The 19,299-nt window shown below is 72.4% G+C and carries 15 protein-coding genes; 11 read left to right on the top strand and 4 right to left on the bottom strand.

Features of this window, described 5'->3' with window-relative positions; genetic code table 11:
* The first annotated feature begins 192 nt into the window (after positions 1-192).
* From ACZ3IG_RS24965 to ACZ3IG_RS24920, 10 genes are all read left to right on the top strand, one after another.
* On the top strand, positions 193-1,260 hold the full coding sequence (locus tag ACZ3IG_RS24965) for a glucose-1-phosphate thymidylyltransferase (RefSeq protein WP_467434770.1): 1,068 nt from the start codon (positions 193-195) through the stop codon (positions 1,258-1,260).
* A gap of 78 nt (positions 1,261-1,338) precedes the next feature.
* Positions 1,339-1,938, top strand: coding sequence for an acyltransferase (locus tag ACZ3IG_RS24960; RefSeq protein WP_467434768.1), 600 nt, complete (start codon positions 1,339-1,341; stop codon positions 1,936-1,938).
* A gap of 289 nt (positions 1,939-2,227) precedes the next feature.
* Positions 2,228-3,394: a hypothetical protein gene (locus tag ACZ3IG_RS24955; protein ID WP_467434767.1), complete on the top strand. Its 1,167-nt coding sequence runs from the start codon at positions 2,228-2,230 to the stop codon at positions 3,392-3,394.
* Positions 3,391-4,161, top strand: a complete 771-nt coding sequence (locus ACZ3IG_RS24950; RefSeq protein WP_467434766.1) for a WecB/TagA/CpsF family glycosyltransferase — start codon at positions 3,391-3,393, stop codon at positions 4,159-4,161. The genes ACZ3IG_RS24955 and ACZ3IG_RS24950 overlap by 4 nt, the downstream gene beginning before the upstream one ends.
* Complete coding sequence (locus ACZ3IG_RS24945; protein WP_467434764.1) at positions 4,161-5,420, top strand: nucleotide sugar dehydrogenase; 1,260 nt, start codon at positions 4,161-4,163, stop codon at positions 5,418-5,420. The genes ACZ3IG_RS24950 and ACZ3IG_RS24945 overlap by 1 nt, the downstream gene beginning before the upstream one ends.
* A 4-nt stretch (positions 5,421-5,424) precedes the next feature.
* A complete protein-coding gene (wecB, locus tag ACZ3IG_RS24940) occupies positions 5,425-6,573 on the top strand; it encodes a non-hydrolyzing UDP-N-acetylglucosamine 2-epimerase (protein ID WP_467434763.1) in 1,149 nt (382 codons plus the stop codon).
* 51 nt (positions 6,574-6,624) lie between these two features.
* Positions 6,625-7,551 (top strand): YveK family protein, encoded by a 927-nt coding sequence (locus tag ACZ3IG_RS24935; RefSeq protein ID WP_467434762.1) that lies wholly within the window; start codon positions 6,625-6,627, stop codon positions 7,549-7,551.
* A complete protein-coding gene (locus ACZ3IG_RS24930) occupies positions 7,511-9,076 on the top strand; it encodes an oligosaccharide flippase family protein (protein ID WP_467434760.1) in 1,566 nt (521 codons plus the stop codon). The genes ACZ3IG_RS24935 and ACZ3IG_RS24930 overlap by 41 nt, the downstream gene beginning before the upstream one ends.
* Complete coding sequence (locus tag ACZ3IG_RS24925; RefSeq protein ID WP_467434759.1) at positions 9,073-10,131, top strand: hypothetical protein; 1,059 nt, start codon at positions 9,073-9,075, stop codon at positions 10,129-10,131. Before ACZ3IG_RS24930 ends, ACZ3IG_RS24925 begins: the two co-directional genes overlap by 4 nt.
* Before the next feature lie 11 nt (positions 10,132-10,142).
* Positions 10,143-10,934: a glycosyltransferase family 2 protein gene (locus ACZ3IG_RS24920; protein ID WP_467434758.1), complete on the top strand. Its 792-nt coding sequence runs from the start codon at positions 10,143-10,145 to the stop codon at positions 10,932-10,934.
* A 3-nt stretch (positions 10,935-10,937) separates the two neighbouring features.
* On the opposite strand, the gene ACZ3IG_RS24915 is transcribed toward ACZ3IG_RS24920, so the two are convergent.
* The gene (locus ACZ3IG_RS24915) at positions 10,938-11,837 is read right to left on the bottom strand and encodes a glycosyltransferase family 2 protein (protein ID WP_467434757.1); all 900 of its coding nucleotides are present in this window, start codon (positions 11,835-11,837) and stop codon (positions 10,938-10,940) included.
* Positions 11,834-13,858: an O-antigen ligase family protein gene (locus tag ACZ3IG_RS24910; protein WP_467434755.1), complete on the bottom strand. Its 2,025-nt coding sequence runs from the start codon at positions 13,856-13,858 to the stop codon at positions 11,834-11,836. Before ACZ3IG_RS24910 ends, ACZ3IG_RS24915 begins: the two co-directional genes overlap by 4 nt.
* A gap of 74 nt (positions 13,859-13,932) precedes the next feature.
* On the opposite strand from ACZ3IG_RS24910, the gene ACZ3IG_RS24905 reads away from it, so the two are divergent.
* Positions 13,933-14,598 carry a hypothetical protein gene (locus tag ACZ3IG_RS24905; protein ID WP_467434754.1) on the top strand — a complete coding sequence of 222 codons (666 nt, stop codon included), beginning with the start codon at positions 13,933-13,935 and terminating at the stop codon, positions 14,596-14,598.
* A gap of 29 nt (positions 14,599-14,627) precedes the next feature.
* On the opposite strand, the gene ACZ3IG_RS24900 is transcribed toward ACZ3IG_RS24905, so the two are convergent.
* Positions 14,628-15,674 carry a glycosyltransferase gene (locus ACZ3IG_RS24900; RefSeq protein ID WP_467434753.1) on the bottom strand — a complete coding sequence of 349 codons (1,047 nt, stop codon included), beginning with the start codon at positions 15,672-15,674 and terminating at the stop codon, positions 14,628-14,630.
* Positions 15,675-15,688: 14 nt separating this feature from the next.
* Positions 15,689-19,297 (bottom strand): DUF4082 domain-containing protein, encoded by a 3,609-nt coding sequence (locus ACZ3IG_RS24895; RefSeq protein ID WP_467434751.1) that lies wholly within the window; start codon positions 19,295-19,297, stop codon positions 15,689-15,691.
* Positions 19,298-19,299 lie beyond the last annotated feature (2 nt).

The following is a 19,299-nucleotide window of genomic DNA, read 5'->3' as shown; positions in this document are numbered from 1 at the left end:
CGCTCCGTGCTATCACGGAGTCGGCGGCCGAGGGACGGCGAAATGGGCCGCCTCGTCCGGGTTCCATGCCGCCGACCGCAAAGCTGCACAAGTTCCCCGTGTCTGTGACACCGTTTCGGCGCCCGACGCCGCAGTCGAAGGTGTGCGCGGAATGTCTCCGTCGACCGGTCGGGCATGAGTAGGGTGCTCCGCATGAAGGCACTCGTGCTGTCTGGTGGCTCCGGTACTCGTCTGCGTCCCATCACCCACACGTCCGCCAAGCAGTTGGTGCCCGTCGCGAACAAGCCGGTGCTCTTCTACGGCCTGGAAGCGATCGCGGACGCCGGGATCACCGAGGTGGGCATCATCGTCGGAGACACCGCGGCGGAGATCCGGGAGGCGGTCGGTGACGGTTCGCGGTTCGGTCTCGATGTCACCTACATCCCGCAGGAGGAACCGCTGGGTCTGGCCCACGCGGTGCTGATCGCCCACGAGTTCCTCGGTGCGGACGACTTCGTCATGTACCTCGGCGACAACTTCGTCGTGGGCGGGATCACGCCCCTGGTGGACAGCTTCCGCGCGGAACGGCCGGACGCTCAGGTGCTGTTGACGAAGGTCCCCGATCCCGGACAGTTCGGCGTGGCCGAACTCGACGCCGAGGGGCGCCTGGTCGGGCTGGAGGAGAAGCCGAGGACACCCAAGAGCGACCTCGCGCTCGTCGGCGTCTACCTCTTCACTCCGGCCGTGCACGAGGCCGTCCGCGCCGTCCGGCCGTCCTGGCGCGGGGAACTGGAGATCACGCACGCCATCCAGTGGCTGATCGACGAAGGGCGTGACGTCCGCTCCACGACCGTCTCCGGTTACTGGAAGGACACCGGCAACGTCACCGACATGCTGGAGGTCAACCGGTCGGTGCTGGAGACCGTGGAACCGCTCCGGGCGGGCACGGTCGACGCGGACAGCGAGATCATCGGCCGGGTGCGGATCGAGGAGGGCGCCCGGGTGGTGCGCAGCCGGATCGTCGGCCCGGTGGTCATCGGCGCCGGCGTCGTCGTCGAGAACGCCTACATCGGCCCGTTCACCTCGCTCTCCGAGGGCTGCCGGATCGTGGACAGCGAGATCGAGTACTCCATCGTGCTGCGCGGCTCGTCGGTGACGGGCGTGCGGCGGGTGGAGGCCTCGCTCATCGGGCGCGACGTCGAGGTCACACCCGCCCCGCGCAACCCGTCGGCGCACCGGTTCGTGCTCGGTGACCACAGCAAGGTGCAGATCTCCTCGTAGGCCCCCAGGACATCCCGGGACACCCCGGGATGTCCCAGGACACCCCGGCCTCCCGCCTCGGCAGAAAGGTTCCACCACATGAGCTTCAGGGTTCAGCCGACCGCCCAGGTCGACGATTCCGCCACGGTCGGCGACGGGTCGGCGGTCTGGGATCTGGCCCAGATCCGGGAGGACGCGCGGCTCGGCAGCGGCTGCGTCGTGGGCCGGGGGGCCTATGTCGGCCCCGGGGTGCGGATCGGCGACAACGTGAAGCTCCAGAACTACGCGCTGGTCTACGAGCCCGCGGTACTCGCCGACGGCGTGTTCGTCGGCCCGGCGGCGGTGCTCACCAACGACCACTTCCCCCGGTCGGTGGACGTGACGGGCCGGCTGAAGCGGGGCGGCGACTGGGAGGCCGTGGCGGTCGTGGTGGAGGAGGGGGCCTCGCTCGGGGCCCGTTCGGTCTGCGTGGCCCCGGTGCGCGTCGGCCGCTGGGCGCTGGTCGCGGCGGGTGCCGTGGTGACCCGGGACGTACCCGCCTTCGCGCTGGTGGCGGGCGTTCCGGCCCGGCGGATCGGCTGGGTCGGCCGGGCCGGAGTCCGGCTGGTGGAGTGCGCGGGCACGCCGGGCACCTGGGAGTGCCCCGGGACGGGGGCGCTGTACGACGAGAAGGACGGGGAACTGGTGGAGCGCGCCTGACGCCGGTCCCGGCGCTCCCAGTTGTTTTCAGCTGTTTCCCGCAAAGCCCGATGCCTCGAACACTTACCGGCATAACATGTGTACGAAGTGTGCAGACCGAGCACAATGAGCACACGAACCAGTCGTGCCCAGGGGGGGTTACGGGGTGATGGGGACACCTGTGTCCAAAGCCGGGGGCACCTGCCCATCCGGCGTCTGACGTCTGCCTTTCCACCGTCCGGCCGGTCACGGCCCGACGGACACAGTCTGTTGAACACAGGACCCACAGGGGGGTTGGTGTGTCCGAAAGATGACCACTTCACGTCTGGCGGCGCTCGGTCGTGACGAACCGTCGCTGCTGCCGCTGGCACAACGGCTGCTGTCCCTGGCCGAGTCGGGCCTGCCCTCGATGCTGCTGCCGGGCAAGGAGGCCTTCGCCTTCACCCTGGCCGGGACGCGGGCGCCCGACGGTTCCTGGCGCGTGGAGCAGCGCGGGACCAGCAGGCGGTACGCGGCCATCACCGCGCTCGGCGTCCATCACCTGCCCGAGGACCGCCAGCGGACGGTGCTCGCGGGCCGTACCGCCCAGGAGTTCACCGGCCTGCTGGTGGAGTCGCTGCCGTCGGTGACCGACCTCGGCGACGCGGCGCTCATCGCCTGGGCCGCCGCCGAGACCGGGCACCCCAAACTGTCCGACGCCCTGGCCCGGGTGACGGCGCTGGACGACCACCGCCGGCCGCAGTACACCGTCGAGGCGGCGTGGGTGCTGTCCGCGCTGGCCGCGGCCCGCGACGCGGCCGATGTGGAGGAGCACCTCACCGCGGCCCGCGACCGTCTGCTGCGCTCCCGGACCGCCGGCGGCCCGCTTTTCCCGCACGCCACCGGCCCCGGACTGCTCCCCTGGTACCGGGCGCACGTGAGCTGCTTCGCCGACCAGACGTACCCGCTCCAGGCCCTGGCCCGCGCCCACGCCAGCGGCCCCGGCGATCCCGAGGCGCTGGCCGCGGCCCAGGCGTGTGCGGCCCGTATCTGCGAACTCCAGGGCGAGGGCGGACAGTGGTGGTGGCACTACGACGCGCGCACCGGCGGTGTCGTGGAGGGGTACCCGGTCTACAGCGTCCACCAGCACGCGATGGCGCCGACCGCCCTGTTCGACCTGACCGAGGCGGGGGGCGACGACTTCGGCCCGGCCCTCCGCAAGGGCCTGCGCTGGATGACGGACGTACCGGAGCTGGCCGGACACCCCTCCGCCCAGGAGCCGTTGATCCTCGACGAGCTGGGCGTGACCTGGCGCAAGGTCTACCGGGGCGACCCGAAGAAGGCCGTACGGGCGGTGCGCGGACTGTCCACGCGGGCCGCCGCGGGGCTGCGGCTGAGGACCCTGGACCGGGTGTACCGCCCGCTGTCCGTGGACCGCGAATGCCGGCCGTACGAGTTCGGCTGGATGCTCTACGCCTGGCAGGGGGGCCGGATATGAGCGGGCGCAGGTCGTTGTTCGGGATCGAGCTGGACCCGCTGACCATGGACCAGACCGTCGAGCGCTGCCTCGCCGCGGTACGGGAGGGCCGGCAGCTGGAGATCGGCGTGGTCAACGCGGCGAAGCTGGTCAACATGCGGCGCGACCCGCGGCTCGCCGAGGCGGTGACCGGCTGCGACCTGGTCCTCGCCGACGGGCAGGCGGTGGTCTGGGCCGCGCGGGTGCTGCGCGCCCCGCTGCCGGAGCGGGTGGCCGGGATCGACCTGTTCCTGAGGCTGCTGGCGGAGGCGGAGAAGGCCGGCATCCCGGTGTACTTCCTCGGTGCCCGGCAGGAGGTGCTCCAGGAGATGCTGCGAAGGGTCGCCGTCCGGTTCCCCGGACTGAAGGTGGCGGGCCACCGGAACGGCTACTTCGACGACTCCGAGCAGGAGACGATCGCGAAATCCATTGCCGAGAGCGGCGCCCACATGCTTTTCCTTGGCATGACCTCACCAAAGAAGGAGATCTTCACCGCCGCCCACGGCGCGCGCACCGGCGCCCGGGTCGTGCACGGGGTCGGCGGCTCCTTCGACATCCTGGCCGGCATCACCCGGCGGGCCCCCGAGTCCTGGCAGCGGCGGGGACTGGAGTGGCTCTACCGGGTCCTGCAGGAACCGCGCCGCCTGGGCCGGCGCTACCTCACCACCAATGCCGCCTTCGTCCTCATGACGGTCCGCGAGCGCATCCGGCTCACCCCGTCGACCGCTCCCGCGAACAGGAGTCACTGATGCGTGTCGTCGTGGTCGGACAGGGATACGTCGGCCTGCCGCTGGCCATCCGGGCCGCCGAGGTCGGACACGAGGTGATCGGCTACGACGTCGACACCCGGCGGATCAAGAGCCTCGGCTCGGGCGAGTCCTTCGTGGAGGACGTCTCCTCCGAGCGGGTCCGCGCGGCCCTGGACAACGGCACCTACCGGCCGAGCGAGTCGGCGCGGGACTGCGGCGGCTTCGACGTCGCCGTCGTGACCGTACCGACCCCGCTCCACGAGGGCACCCCCGACCTGCGGTACATCAGGGAGTCGGCGGTCACCCTCGCCCGCTATCTGCGCCCCGGGGCCACGGTCGTCCTGGAGTCGACCACCTATCCCGGCACCACCCAGGAGCTGTTCGGGCCGCTGCTGGAGGAGGGGTCGGGCCTCACCGCGGGCAGCGACTTCCGGCTCGGCTACAGCCCGGAGCGGATCGACCCCGGCAACGCGGTGTGGGGCTTCAAGGAGACCCCGAAGGTCGTCTCCGGCGTCGACGCGGCCTCGCTGAAGGCGGTCCAGGACTTCTACGGCCGACTCGTCGACACCACCGTGCCGGTGAGGTCGCCCAAGGAAGCGGAACTGGCCAAGCTCCTGGAGAACACCTTCCGGCACGTGAACATCGCGCTGGTCAACGAGATCGCGATGTTCGCCCACCACCTGGACATCGACGTCTGGCAGGCCATCGACGCCGCGTCCAGCAAGCCCTTCGGGTTCATGAAGTTCACGCCCGGACCGGGGGTCGGCGGGCACTGCCTGCCGATCGACCCCTCCTACCTGTCCTGGCGGGTGCAGCGCGAACTCGGCCAGAACTTCCGCTTCGTGGAACTGGCCAACGACGTCAACAACCACATGCCCGAGTACGTGACACGGCGGATCACCGACCTGTTCAACACCCGACGCATGTCCGTCAACGGTTCCCGCGTCCTGCTGCTCGGGCTCGCCTACAAGAAGAACACCGGCGACGCCCGCGAGTCGCCCGCGCTGCGCATCTCCCAACTCCTGCTCGACATGGGGGCGCAGGTCAGGGCGGCGGACCCGCATGTCGTGGAGAGCCTGCCGATGGACTCCCGGCTGGTGCGGGTCGATCTCGAACCGGAGGAACTGAAGGCCGCCGACGTGGTGGTCCTGCTCACCGACCACGACTCCTTCGACTACGGACTCGTCGCCGAACACGCCCCCTTCGTCCTCGACTGCCGCCGACGGCTGCCGTCCGGACCCACGATCGAGGTGCTCTGAAGCAATGCCGCGCATCATCTGTGTCGCCGGGGCACGCCCCAACTACATGAAGATCAAACCGGTGATGGACGCACTGGAGCGCCGGGGCGCCGAGGTGCTCCTCGTCCACACCGGCCAGCACTACGACCCGGCCATGAACGACGTGTTCTTCACCGACCTCGGCATCCGCCCGCCGGACCGCTTCCTCGGCGTCGGCTCCGGCAGCCACGCCGAGCAGACCGGCCGGGTGATGACCGCGTTCGAGCCACTGCTCGGCGAGGTGTCCCCGGACCTCGTCGTCGTGGTCGGCGACATCAACTCCACGCTGGCCTGCGCCCTGGTCACCGCGAAGGCCGGCCCGCTGCTGGCACACGTCGAGGCCGGACTGCGCAGCCGGGACTGGAGCATGCCGGAGGAGGTCAACCGGGTCGCCACCGACCGGGTCAGCGACTATCTGCTGGCCCCCTCCCCGGACGCGGCCGGCAACCTGCGCGCCGAGGGGTACCGGGAGGACCAGATCCACCTGGTCGGCAACGTCATGATCGATACGCTGCTGGCCAACCTGGAGCGGGCCCGGGCCTCGGACGTCCTCGACCGGTTCGGGCTGACCAGGGGCGGGTACGGCCTGGTCACGCTGCACCGGCCCGCCAATGTGGACGACCCGGAGGTGCTCGCCGGGCTGCTGAAGGCGCTGGGCGAGATCGCCGGCCGCTGCCCGCTGGTACTGCCGGCCCACCCGCGCGCGTCCGGCCGGCTGGCCGAGCTGGGGGTCCCGGCGGGCGTCCGGCTCGTACCGCCCGCCGGTTACCTGGACTTCATCGCGCTCCAGGACGCGGCACGGGTCGTGCTGACCGACTCGGGCGGGGTGCAGGAGGAGACCACCGCCCTGGGCGTGCCGTGCGTGACACTGCGGGACAACACCGAGCGGCCCGTCACCGTCGAGGAGGGCACCAACGTGCTCGCCGGGCGGGACCCGGCGCGCGTCGTGAGCACCGTGCACGGGGTGCTGGACGCTCCTCCCGCGCCGCGCCGGCCCGCACTGTGGGACGGCCGGGCGAGCGACCGTATCGCCGAGGTGCTGCTGAGCGGCGGCACCGCGCGCACCCGGCCACGGCCCACCGACCGGCCCGCCACCGACCAGCCAGGGCCCACGGGACCGATGTTCCCCATATGATCCGCTTGCCGCATACGTTCGTCGAACGCCGGGTCGCCAGGGGGTACCACCATGGATCTCGCGGAGATCTTCCGGGTCATGCGCAGGCGCTGGTACGTCCTGCTGCCCGGGCTGTTGCTGACCGCCGTACTGCTGGCCGCCGTGGCCCTGCTGGTCCCGGTGACCTACCAGTCGCAGAGCACGGTGGTGCTCCTCAACTCCCAGAAGGCCACGGTCGCTTACGACGGCAACCCGTTCCTGAGCACCCAGACCTCGCTCACCGGTATGGCCGACGGCCTGGCCCGCAACCTCAACTCCGACAGCTCCGTGCGGGAGCTGAAGTCCCGTGGTGCCACGGGCACGTTCGAGGCCAAGCTGGCCGACAACGCCCAGGGGCCGCTGATGTGGCTGACCGTCACGGGCACGGACGAGAAGGCCGTACTGGCCTCCGACAAGCTGTTGACGGCGTACGCCGGGGAGCGGCTGAAGGAGTTCCAGCAGCAGCAGTCGGTCGACCCGAAGGCCATGATCCGGATGACCACGGTCGTGGCCCCGCAGCAGCCGGTGGCGCAGACCAAAACGCGGCTCCAGTACCTGGTGATGGCCGGGGGGCTGGGCCTGGTGCTGAGCCTGGTCGCCGTGTTCTGGGTCGAGGCGCGCCGCCGGCCGCACGCGCCGCAGCGACCGGACCGCGCCCCGGAACCCGACCACACCGCGCGACCGGACCGGGAAACACCGGAGCCGGAGCGGGACGTTTCGGACCGGGACACGCCGGAGCGGGACGACGCCCCGGAACCGGACAGCACCCACCGGCCCGGTGAGCCGGTCGCGGACCGGACCATCGCCCTGAGGCGTCCGCCCGCCTGGTCCCGGGCCACCGATCGCCGGACCCCGGAGCCGAAGGCGGGACGCGCGGCCGTGACGCCCGCCGCCGAGCCGCTCGACGAGGAGCCGACCCATGGACAGCGTTCGCCCACCGGACAGCGGGACCGCCGCTGACCCGAGCGGCACCCCCGCCGTGGACACGGCCGGCCCGCACACCCGCACCGCGGGCACTCCCGACGCGGACACCCCCGCCGCGGACACCCCGGGCGTCGGCTCCCTCAGCCGGAAGGTGCGTTCCGCGGCGGGCTGGAGCCTGGCCAACACCGTGGTCATGCGCCTGGGCAACTTCGCCACCGGCATCGTGCTGGCGCGCTTCGCGCTCGGCCCGGCGGAGTGGGGTGTCTACGGCATCGCCCAGACGGTCCTGCTGGTCCTGCTCTCCGCGAACGAACTCGGCGTCAGCCTGGCCGTCGTCCGCTGGGACGGCGATCCGCGCCGCTTCGCGCCGACCGTGCTCACCCTGGCCACCGCGTCCAGCGTGCTGCTCTACGCGGGCCTGTTCGTCACGGCGCCGACGGTGGCCGGACTACTGGACTCGCCGGACGCCACCGGCGTGCTGCGGGTGATGTGCCTGTGTCTGGTGATCGACGGGGTGGCACAGGTGCCGGCCAACTTCCTGACGCGGGAGTTCGCCCAGGGCAAGCGCATGGTCGTCGACGCGCTGAACTTCGTCCTGAGCACCGCGGTGACCCTGCTGCTGGCCTTCGCCGGCTGGGGCGCGATGAGTTTCGCGTGGGGCGCGGTGGCGGGCAACGTCGCCGCTCTCGTCGGCTGCGCCGTGGCCGCGCCCGGCACGCTGCGGTTCGGCTGGGACCCCGTACAGGCGCGCGCCCTCCTGCGGTTCGGGCTGCCGCTGGCCGGTGCCAGCCTGCTCGCCCTGGCCGTCGTCAACATGGACACCATGGTCGTCGGCTCCACGCTCGGCGGGGTCTGGCTCGGTTTCTACGTACTGGCGTTCAACATGTCCGGGTGGCCGGTCCGGGTCATCTCCGAGGCGGCCCGGCGGGTCTCCTTCGCCGGGTTCTCCCGGCTCGCCGACTCCCCGGGGGCCCTCGCCGACGGCTTCAGCCGGGCGCTGGGCGTCCTGGTGGCCGGCACCGTGCCGCTGTGCGTGCTGCTCGGCGGCCTCGCCGCGCCCGTCGTCGAGCTGGTCTACGGCAGCACCTGGGTGCCGGCCGCCGCCGCGCTGCCGTGGCTGATGGCCCTGGGCCTGATCCGCATCGGCTGCGAACTCGCCTACGACTGCCTGGTCGCCGCCGGACAGCGCCGTTCCCTCATCCTCGTACAGGGACTGTGGGTGGCCGCGCTCGTTCCCGTCCTCATCGCGGGTGCGCGGCTGGACGGCATCGTCGGTGTCGCGCAGGGGCACGTCCTGGTCGCCGCCGGGCTGATCGTCCCCGTCTTCCTGTACGCCCTCGGCCGTGCCGGGGTCGGGCTCGCCGCCGTCGGCCGGGCCTGTGCCTGGCCGTTCCTCGCGGGGGCGGTGATGACCCTGGTGGTCCTCGCCGGGCGGCGGCTGCTCGGCGACGGCACCCTCGCCCTGTTCGTCATCGGCACGAGCGCCCTGGCCTGCTACGTGGTGTGCGTGCTGCCCGGCCGACGCTTCCTGCTCGGCTCCAAGACCCCGGAGACCGTATGACGAGGCGCCGCCGTCCGACGGCCTGCCTGGCTCTGCTGCTGACCGCCGCCTGCTCCTCGGGGCCCGAGCGGACGGACGGCCCCGCGGCGAGCGGACCGGCCGTGACCGGTTCCCCGCCCCCCGCCCGCGCCCCTTCCTCCACCGCGCCGTCCGCCGTCTCCGCGGCCCCCTCGGCGACCGGTTCCCCGCCGGCGGCCACGCGCGGTCCCTCGTCACCGGTCCCCCCGCCCTCCACCTCGGCGGCACCCGTGGAGGCCGCGTTCCCTAACGCGCGCAGCACCGGGCCCCGCGTCCGGCTCACGCCGAAGTCCACGGGCGACCTGAGCGTGCGGACCGACGGGGCGGTCATCAGGGGGCAGGACATCACCGGTTCGCTCGACATCTACGCGGACGACGTCACCATCGTCGACTCCCGGATCACCTCCACCAACTGGTGGGGCGTCAACCTGCGCCCCGGCCACCACGGGCTGCGGATCCTGCACAGCACCATCACCGCGGTCCCCGGCGAGGGCCCCGACAACGGCGGGGTGAACTACGCCGTGTCCAACATGGGCACCAGCTCCATCGAGGTCGGCTGGTGCGACATCTCCGTGTTCGGCAACGCCCTGTCCATGGGGCAGGGGCACATCCACGACAGCTACGTCCACGACCTCGTCCCCTTCCGCAACAACGGCGGCGAGTGGCAGCACCTCGACGCGGTGATCAGCGGCGGCGGCAACGACGGCGAGCTGGTGATCCGGCACAACACGCTGCTCAACCCCGTGCCCGTGGACCGCGGGGCGTCGGCCGCCGTGGGCCTGTTCGCCGACACCGGCCAGGTCTCCGACACGGTGATCGACGGCAACCTCCTGGCGGGCGGGGCGTACGCCCTGTACGGCGGCGGCGAGGGCGCCACCGGCATCACGGTCACCGACAACGTCTTCTCCACCCGCTACCACCCGCACAGCGGCTTCTACGGACCGGTCACCGCCTGGAACGCGGGCGGCGCGGGCAATGTCTGGCGCGGGAACCGGTTCTCCGACGGGACCCCGGTCGTCCCCGAGCCGTCCGGCTGAGGAAGAGGATCATGCGACGTATCGTCCGCGCCCCGTGGGAGCTGCTCAAGCACGCCTTCGGCTGGATCGTCCTGTTCGAGCTGCGCAACAAGGTCCTGCTGCTGCCCTCCGCGCTGCGCCTGCGCCGTCTGGAGAACGCCGAGACCCGTCGGCTGGCGGCGGCCCTCGCTCCTCCGCCGGCCGCCCTGGTGGCGACGGTCATCGCCACCCACCGCCGGCCCGGGCAACTGCGGGCGGCGGTCCGTTCGGCGCTGGCACAGACCGTGCGGGACCAGGTCGTCGTCGTGGTCGACGACGGCGCCGGGCTCCCCGAGCTTCCCGACGACCCCCGTCTGTTCGCCGTGTCGCTGTCCCGCAACACCGGCGTGGCCGGGGTGGTGCGCAACGTGGGCATCCGGCTGACGCGGTCGCGGTACGTGGCGTTCCTGGACGACGACAACCTGTGGGAGCCCGACCACCTGGAGCGGGCGCTGGCCGTGCTGGAGGCGCCCGGCGGGCCCGACGGCGTGTACACGGCGCTGCGCCGCGTGCTGCCGGACGGCACCGAACGGGACGTGCTGTCCGTGCCGTTCGACCGGCGCCGGGCGGCCCGGGAGTCCTTCCTCGACACCAACGCGTTCGTCGCCCGGCGCGACGGCTCCCTGTACTTCAGCCGGCTGCGCCGGACACCGCGGGTGCTGCCGCGGGAGGACTGGGAGCTGATCCGCCGGTACGGCCGGGGGCACCGGGTGCGCCATGTCCCGCACCCCACCGTGCGGTACCTGGTGAACCCGGGCAGCTTCTACACGACGTGGTCCGGGTGAGCGTCACGGTCCGGGCGTGGCCTTCAGCGCGCCCGGCCGCAGCAGGGCCGCGGCGGCGGCGCGGCTGGCCTCGCGGCCGAGGGCGGCCCGGGACGCCTCGCGCAGGAACACGGCGGCCCGGAAACAGGCCGTGGCGAGGGGCCCGTTGCGCCGCCCGTACAGCCGTACCCGGTTGAGGGTGAGCAGGGTCCACAGCCGGGGCGACACCCGGGAGTCGCCGCCCAGGTGCACCGCCTCGGCGGTCGGCTCCAGCCGCGTGGCGTATCCCCGGTCCCGGGCGCGCAGGCAGTACTCGGTCTCCTCCGAGTAGAGGAAGAACGACTCGTCCCACGCGCCGCAGGCGGCCCGGCAGTCCGCCGACACGGCCATCAGCGCGCCGGTGGCCCAGTCGGCGCGGGTGGGCCGGCGGTAGGCGGCCGGGTCGGTGACGATCTCGCTCAGCCCCGGGAACCGCCCGGCCCTGCGGTTGCCGATGAGGGCCTCGCCGAGGGCCCGGGTGACGCTGGACTCGCGGCGCAGCGAGTGGTGGGGCGTGTCCCGGCCCTCCTCGTACAGCAGGGGGACGGCGATCCCGGTGCCGTCCCCGAGGCGGTCCACGAGCCGTTTCGCGCAGCCCTGCCGCATCCGCACGTCCGGGTTGCAGACGAGGGCGGCGCCGAAGTCACCGGCGGCGGCGACGGCCGCGTTGATGCCGGCGGCGTACCCGGCGTTGCGGCCGGTCCGCACGACGGTGGCGGCGGGGGCCAGCGTCCGCAGGACCTCGACGGTGTCGTCGGCGGAGTCGTTGTCGGCGACGACCAGCCGCCAGTCGAGTCCGGCCATGCCGTCCTCCAGCGCGGCGAGGAACCCGGGGAGCACCGGGGCGCTGTTCCAGGTGACGACGATGACGGCGACGGTGCTCATCGGGACTCCGCGGGTCGGGGAAGCTCGGTCTCTGCGGTCTCTGCGGTCCTGCGGGGCTCCGGGCCGGCGGCGCCCGCCGCCGCGCGCCGGACGAATCCCAGGTAGCCGCTTCCCGCGCCCAGGGTCAGGAAGAAGATGCCGGCGAACATCGGGAAGCTGAGCGAGTCGAAGGTGGCGCTGATGACGAGGGCGACCAGCGCCGAGGCGAAGAACGCCTGCCCCAGTTCGCGGTCGCTGTCGGTGCGGGCCAGCCGCCGCACGGCGCCGCCGTGGTGGATGCCGGTGAGGAACAGGGCGGACAGGGCGACGATGCCGAGCAGTCCCGTCTCGGCGGCGGTCAGCATGTACTGGTTGTCGGTGAAGAAGTACAGGTCCGGGGTGAAGGTGCCGAAGCCCCGGCCGAACAGCGGGTGTTCCTTCAGGTACGGCACGATCGCGCTGTACTTGACGGTCCGGGCCTGGGTGCTGCTGTCGGAGTTGGACAGGAAGGAGGCGAACAGCTCCGTGATGGTGCCGATCAGTCCGGGCACGAGCACCTTGAAGACGGCGACGGAGGCCGCCATGATCCCGATGGCGGCCCAGCGGCGGGCCGGCTGCCAGCGGGGCACCATCACGAGGGCGACCAGCAGCAGGCCGAGCACCGAGGTCCGCGACACCGTCAGGGGCAGCGCGCCGCCGATGAGCAGCACCGGCCCCCAGCGGCGCGGGGCGGGCAGGTGGCGGCGGACCGGGTCGAGGGCCTGCTGGATCGCGAAGGGCAGGAGGATCGCCAGCATGCCGCCGAACTCCAGCGGCTGGGCGGTGGTGGACCGGGGCCGGGTGAAGGAGCCGCGGTCCATGACGGAGACCTGGGCGACGCTGGTCCGCAGGCCGGGTATGTGGATGGAGTCGGCGATGTTGGTGGCGGCGAAGAAGTCGTAGAAGCCGATCGCGGCGACCACGGACCCCATGACGACCATGCGGCGCATCAGTACGTCGAGCCGGCCGCGTTCCCGCACTCCCGCGGAGACCAGGACGACCAGGGCGACCCACACCAGGAAGCCGATGAGGCCGCGGTCGGCTCCCAGGACCTCCTGGTGGGAGCTGCCGCGCACGCTGTTGGCGAGGTAGGCGGCGAGGACGGCCAGGCCCAGCAGGCACATCACGATCCGTACGGGCCGGGTGCCCGGCGCGGGCAGGATCCGGCCGCCCAGCCAGGTCGCGAGGTACCACAACAGTCCGAGCAGGGCGAAGACGTTGGCGGGGGTGCCGACGCCGCCGAGGGCGGGCAGCGCCAGGTTGGACGGGACGAAGAAGGCCAGCACGAGGTAGACGGTGAGGATCGCGGTGGCGTCGATCCGGCGGCCCGGCGGTCCCGCCCGGACCGGCTTCGGGGCGCGCTGCCGGTGCTGTCGCGGCCCGGCCGGCGCGCGGCGGCGTACCACCGCGACGCCTTCCATCAGGATGGACAGCAGGAAGGCGCTGACGACGCCGAGGATGACCACGGCCGCGACGCCCTGGTAGCGGCTCTTCGACTGCGCCACCGGCGTCTGCGGGAGGACGACGGGCGCGGTCTCCACCAGGTAGGCGGGCGGGACCTCGGCGGCCTCCTGGAGAGCGGTGAGCTGCTCACCGGCGAAGGCGGTCAGGGTGTCGGTCTCCTCCAGGACCTTCTCGCGGTCGGTGCCGGTGACGCTGAGCTGGAGCAGCGGGCTCTCGCTGCCCGGGGCGAACCCGGCCGTGTAGGGGTCGGTGACGCCCCGGCTGTACAACTCCGCGGCGGCGTCGCCGGATTCGAGGGTCCTGATCAGGACGTCGGCCGTGACGATGAGCGAACCGCCCGCGTTCGAGATGGGGTTGCCGAAGGTGGGGGCCAGCCGGGCCACGGCCGAGGAGTCGAGGAGCGCGACCGAACTCTGCGACTGGTAGGAGACGGGGACGGTCGCGTACAGGTAGGTGCCGCCGAGCAGACTGAGCAGGGTGAGCGGCACCATGAAGTACCACCGCCTGCGCAGAATGGCCCATATCTCGCCAAGGCTCACGTACCGTCCCCCTCGATTCGGTGGCGTCGCCCGGCGCGCCCTGCCAGTATCGGGAGGGACGGAAGGAATGCGTGATGTCGCCTGGGAACGTCGCCGACGCGCTGCTGCGCCGCTGGTACGTCGTGGTGGTGGCGCTGCTGCTGACGGCCGCCGGAGCCTACCAGGTGGTCCGCCCCGACGCCCGGTACACGGGGTCCGCGGTGGTCGTCCTGAAGCCGCCGGTGACCCGGAACCAGCCCAACCAGCTCACCAATCTCCAGCCGCCGCTCGCCGCGGTCTCCTACGCGGTCGTCCGGCAGCTGCGCTCCCCGTCCGGGAAGGACGAGTTGCGGGCGGCGGGCGTCCGGGGCGGCTACCAGCTGGTGCCGCGCAACAGCGGCACCAGCGCGATGCCCCAGTATCTGATTCCGTCCCTGCAGGTGCAGTCGCAGGCGTCGGACCGGGACACCGCGGTGACGACGGTGCGCCGGGTCATCGACGTGTACGCCGCCCATGTCGAACGGCTCCAGACCGCGCAGGGCGTTCCGGCCGGGGCGCGGATCACCCCGTCCGTGCTGACGTCCCCGAGCGCCGCCCCGGTCCAGGGTGACAGGGTCCGCGGCCTGGCGGGCACGGCCTTGCTGGGCACGGCCGGCGGGGTGCTCGGCGCGCTGTGGCTGGACCGCCTGCTGACGGGCCGCCGGCCGGCCGCCGCGCACGGCCGCCGTCCGCACGCCGCTCCGGTGGCCACGGCCCACTGAGACGCGCACCGGGTGGAACCGGCGCCCCATCAGATTCCGCGCCGCTTCCACGACTCCCACCACAGCCGTTCCCGGGCGCGTTCGGCCACGGCCGACCACACCAGCGGCTGGAGGTACGGCATCACGGCCGGGCCGATCCGCCGGCGCAGCCGCAGCGCGCGGTACTCGGGCAGCGCCCGGTAGCCCGGCAGGCACTGCCCGGCGAAGGCCACGCACTCCTCGACCGGTACGACCCCGGTGCGTCCCCGGTCGTAGGCCCGGTAGGCGCGGCGCAGGGCGAAGCGGGCGAGGCGGGTGTGCACCTGGTCGGCGAGGCGGTCGGCGTGCGGCAGCCGGTCGCCGCACTTGGCGAGCACCGAGTCGAAGGCGACCAGCCGCTGGCGCAGGTCGTCGAGCTGGCCGCCGAAGTCGGTGGTGGACATGTTGTCGCCGTGGACCCGGTAGAAGGCCTGGTCGGCGCCGCGTACGTAGCCGACGTCGGCGTGGGCGGCGAGCCGCATCCACATCTCGATGTCGCCGGCGTGCGGCAGGGCCGGATCGTAGCCGCCGACCGTCCGCTGGAGGCTGGTGCGGACGACGACCTCGGGTGAGGTGATGCAGCCGGTGCCCTCGCTGAACCGGCGCTCCAGCCACCACCGCCCGGGGTAGACGGCCGAACCGGTGCTGCGGGTGCGGGCCTTCGGCAGCGGACCACCGTGTCGGAAGCGCAGGGGCCGGCCGTAGGCGAACCCGGCCTCCGGGTGGGCGTCGAGCAGGGCCGCGGCGCGGACCAGGGCGCCCGGCACCAGCCGGTCGTCGGCGGACAGCAGGGCCACGTAGTCGCCGTCGGCCCACTCCAGGAGGCCCTCGTTGTAGGTGGCGATGTGGCCCTTGTTGGTCTCGTGGACCCGGACCTCGATCCGCGGGTCGGCGGCGGCCAGTTTCCGCGCCGCCTGCGCCGAGTCGTCGGGCGAGGCGTCGTCGATGATGAGCACCCGGACGTCGACGCCGTCCTGCTCGTCGAGGACGCTGCTCACGCAGTCGGCGAGGAAGTGGCCGTATTTGTAGCAGGGAATGACAACACTGACGCTGCTCATCGTGGGGAAGCCAATCAGTTCTTCGGGCGGCGGACGGAGTCGGCGGTCAGGGTCCAGCTCCGGGAGCCGGCCGTCCGGCGGTCCTCGTCCACGGCCGTGACCGTGATCCGGAACCGGGTGCCGTCCGGCAGGGGCGCGGTCAGGTGGACGGACGCCTTGCCGGTGGCCCCGTCGTAGTGGGTGACGGGCCGGACGCCGAGCCGCTCGGCGGCGGCCTCGTCGCCGGCGCCGGACAGGACCTCCAGGGTGGCCCGGACGGACGACGGGCGCGCGTCGTCCGGCAGGGTCACCGTGAGCGGGTCCACCGCGTCGGCGGTGTACGTCACCGTGGACGTGGTCGGCTCGGCGGAGCCCTCCGCCGTGATCGAGGCGCTGGGGTCGTCGGCGGTGAAGACGGGGCCCACCCAGTAGGTGGCGGAGCCGTGGGAGGCGGTGGGGAAGGCCGGGTCGGAGCCGTACTTGTAGAGCCCGTTGGGGTGGGCCGTGGTGTCGGCGGTGGCGGTCAGCGGATAGGACTGGTGGGCGGAGGCGAAGTAGCCGCCGTCCACGGCGTACCGGCCGTCCGGCGCGTGGTACGAGGCGACGTACGCGGTGCCGGCGGTGACCTTCACCGGGGTGGCGAAGACCAGTGTCTGCCAGCCGGAGGCCGTCTCGCCCGTGAAGGTGCCGGCGGCGAGCAGCGTGCCGTCGTCGGACCAGAGGCTGCCGGTGTGGGTGCCCGTGTTGCCGGCGCCCTTGTAGAAGGTGACGCCGGTGATCCAGCCGTCGGCCGACGAGGTGAACCGGGTGCCCAGCTCCACGGAGTTGGTGTCGGAGGTCATGTCGGTGACGGCCGGCGTGGCGGAGGGGCCCCACAGGGTGCAGGGGCAGGTGACCGGGGGCGGGGTGGAGCTGGTGGTGAACGACCAGGTCACGGGCTCCGTCATCGCGTTGCCCCAGACGTCGGAAGCCTGTACGGAGGCGGTGTAGGTGGTGCGCAGGGAGAGCTGGCTCGACGGGGTGAAGGTCACCTTGTCCGCGGCGGGCACGGTCACCGTCCCCGGGACCGTGGCGCCGCTCGGGTCCCGCACGGTGAACGACACCTCGTCGGGGTCGACGGACGCGCTGAGCACGGCCGACACCGAGGCGGTGATCGAGGTGTCGGCCGCCCCGGAGGTCGGGGAGGTGGAGGTGACGGTGGGCGGGACGGTGGTGGCCGTCGAGGTGTCCAGCACCACGTCGACCCAGTAGTTGCTGCCGTCGGACTGGGTGGACGGGAAGGCGCTGGCGGAGGTGTACCGGTAGACGCCGTTGCCGCCGTAGGTGCCGGACTTCGGGGCGGTCAGCGGCGCCAGGCCCGCGTCCTGGCCGGCGAAGTAGCCGGCGTCGTAGGAGTATCCGCCGTTGGGTGCGAAGTAGGAGGCGACATAAGTGGTGCCGGCCTTGACGCTGACCGGGGTGGCGAAGTTGAGCTGCTGCCAGCCGGAGGCCGTCTCGTTGCCGAAGGTGCCGGTGGCCAGGCGGGTGCCGGAGGCGGTCCACAGGCTGCCGGTGTGGGTGCCGGTGTTGGCGGGTGACTTGTAGAAGCGGACGGCGGTGACCGAACCGGCGGTGGTGGTGCGGAACTTCACGCCCAGCTCGACCGCGCTGCCGTCGCCCGCGTTGACGGTGCCGGGTACGGCCGAGGCCGGCCAGACGGTGCAGGGGCAGGTCTGGGGGCCGACGGTCACCGGGATGGTGGTGACGGTGCCGATGTTGACGCTGTCGTCGACGGCGCGGACCTTGAGGGTCGCGGGCCCCGGCGTGGTCGGGGTCCAGCCGTAGGTCCAGGACGTCAGTCCGGTGGCGGCCTGCCAGGTCGCTCCGTCGTCGGTGGAGACCTCCACGCGGGCCACCACACCGCCGCCGGAGTCGGTGGCGGTGCCCTTGACGGTGACCGGCTTCAGCGCCGGGACGGTGGCCCCGGCGACGGGGGCGGTCGCGGTGACGGCCGGGCCGGTGGTGTCGGTGGAGGCCGTGGCGGTGACCAGGTCGCTCTGGAGAGTCAGCGGCTGGACGCCCATGTCGGCGAGGACGTTCACGGTCGCCTGCTGCATCCGGGCGTCCTCGGTCACCACGGTGTCCTCGGGGTGGTACGTGGGTACGTCGGTCAGCCCCCACGACCACTGCACGGTACCGGCCCCGAAGACCAGGGCCCCGGAGTCCTGGTCGCGGAACGCGACGAGGCTGTGGGTGGCCGTGCCGTTGCCGTACGTGTTGCCCCAGTCCAGGCGGAGTTTGCCGTCGTCGATGTCCACGGTCGTCGACGACAGGTTGATCGCGCCGGCGGGCCGGGTGCTGTTGTCGATGTCGCTGTCCCACTCGTAGCCGAGGGTGCCGGTGGGGAAGGTGGCGGTCTGGCCGGCGTTGAGGTCCGCGATCGAGGTGTCCCGCCAGATGCGGTTCTTGCCGTACGAGCCGGGGACGGTGATGGCGTCGGCGCGGTAGCCGTTCACCGTGAACATGGAGCCGGTGAGGATGTTGGGCGGCTGGTAGTCCTGGCCGTACCGGGTGCTGGCCGGGTCCATCCAGGTGCCGGTCCAGGTGCCGCTGGGGTCGGCGACGCCGTTGTCCTGGGCCATCTTGGTCATCTTGTAGCAGACCAGGGTGCGGTTGTCGGTGCCGGTGCCGTCGATGCTCGGGGTGAGCCGGGTCTGCCAGAACACCTCGTTGCCGCTGAAGAAGCCCTGCTGGACGCCGGTCTTGCGGGCGTCGAGGACGTTGGTGTACTGGCTCTGCGTCCAGTACTCGTCGTGGCCGGAGGACAGGTACACCCGGTGCTTCTTCAGCAGGGTGTCGCCGTTGACGGACACGTCGACGCCGGAGAGGTAGCTGACGTCGTAGCCGTTGCGTTCCAGCCACGCCAGCATCATGAACTCGGAACCGTAGATGCCGTTGTCGCCGCCGATGTCCAGCGGCCGGTTGTAGCTGACCTCGTAGGCACGCCCGTCGGGCGCGGGTCCGGCGCCGCCGTAGAGGTCCTGGCCGCCGTAGTCGTTGTACGCCTGCCAGGTCTGGTCGCTGGTCTGCACGACGATGTCGGAGGTGGAGTCGTCGTCGCGGACGACGAACGGGTACGGCATCAGGCCGTCGCCGTCGGTCTGCGCGAGGTTGGCGATGTACAGGCCGGAGACGGCGTCGGCGGGCACGGTCCAGGTCACGTTCACGGGCCAGTTGCCGCAGTCGACCAGGCCGGTGGCGCTCCTGGTGGCGCAGTCGGCGGGCTCGGTGGTGTAGTTGGCCGGGTGGACGGCCGACGCCTCGGCCTCGGTCGAGATCAGCCGGGCGCCGTCGCCGCCGTACCAGCCCAGGCGGTAGATCTGCACCTGGTACGGGACCGGCGACTGGATCTTGAACTGGACGGTGTCACCGGCCCGCACGCTCTCCTTGGTGGAGAAGCCCTTGATGTCGCCGTATGCGTTGGGCGCGAACCACTCGGACTTCGGGGTGCCCGCCTTGGAGTTCTCGCACACGACCGGGTTCGAGTCCGCGCCGCACGGGTCCGCGGCCGCCTGCGCGGCCCCGGCCTGCGGGAGCGCCGCCCAGATCAACGCCGCCACGACGGCGAGGCGGACGCCCCGGACCCGTCTGCTCCATCTGTTCATGT

The sequence above is a fragment of the Streptomyces sp. NPDC016677 genome (assembly GCF_055562815.1).
This window is presented reverse-complemented; position numbering and strand designations above follow the sequence as displayed.

Coding starts and splice junctions, on each gene's coding strand:
- ACZ3IG_RS24950 (WP_467434766.1), top strand. CDS start 3,391: ATGAGCGGGCGCAGGTCGTTGTTCGGGATCGAGCTGGACCCGCTGACC.
- ACZ3IG_RS24955 (WP_467434767.1), top strand. CDS start 2,228: ATGACCACTTCACGTCTGGCGGCGCTCGGTCGTGACGAACCGTCGCTG.
- ACZ3IG_RS24960 (WP_467434768.1), top strand. CDS start 1,339: ATGAGCTTCAGGGTTCAGCCGACCGCCCAGGTCGACGATTCCGCCACG.
- ACZ3IG_RS24965 (WP_467434770.1), top strand. CDS start 193: ATGAAGGCACTCGTGCTGTCTGGTGGCTCCGGTACTCGTCTGCGTCCC.
- ACZ3IG_RS24930 (WP_467434760.1), top strand. CDS start 7,511: ATGGACAGCGTTCGCCCACCGGACAGCGGGACCGCCGCTGACCCGAGC.
- ACZ3IG_RS24905 (WP_467434754.1), top strand. CDS start 13,933: ATGTCGCCTGGGAACGTCGCCGACGCGCTGCTGCGCCGCTGGTACGTC.
- wecB (WP_467434763.1), top strand. CDS start 5,425: ATGCCGCGCATCATCTGTGTCGCCGGGGCACGCCCCAACTACATGAAG.
- ACZ3IG_RS24935 (WP_467434762.1), top strand. CDS start 6,625: ATGGATCTCGCGGAGATCTTCCGGGTCATGCGCAGGCGCTGGTACGTC.
- ACZ3IG_RS24895 (WP_467434751.1), bottom strand. CDS start 19,297: ATGAACAGATGGAGCAGACGGGTCCGGGGCGTCCGCCTCGCCGTCGTG.
- ACZ3IG_RS24945 (WP_467434764.1), top strand. CDS start 4,161: ATGCGTGTCGTCGTGGTCGGACAGGGATACGTCGGCCTGCCGCTGGCC.
- ACZ3IG_RS24925 (WP_467434759.1), top strand. CDS start 9,073: ATGACGAGGCGCCGCCGTCCGACGGCCTGCCTGGCTCTGCTGCTGACC.
- ACZ3IG_RS24915 (WP_467434757.1), bottom strand. CDS start 11,837: ATGAGCACCGTCGCCGTCATCGTCGTCACCTGGAACAGCGCCCCGGTG.
- ACZ3IG_RS24900 (WP_467434753.1), bottom strand. CDS start 15,674: ATGAGCAGCGTCAGTGTTGTCATTCCCTGCTACAAATACGGCCACTTC.
- ACZ3IG_RS24920 (WP_467434758.1), top strand. CDS start 10,143: ATGCGACGTATCGTCCGCGCCCCGTGGGAGCTGCTCAAGCACGCCTTC.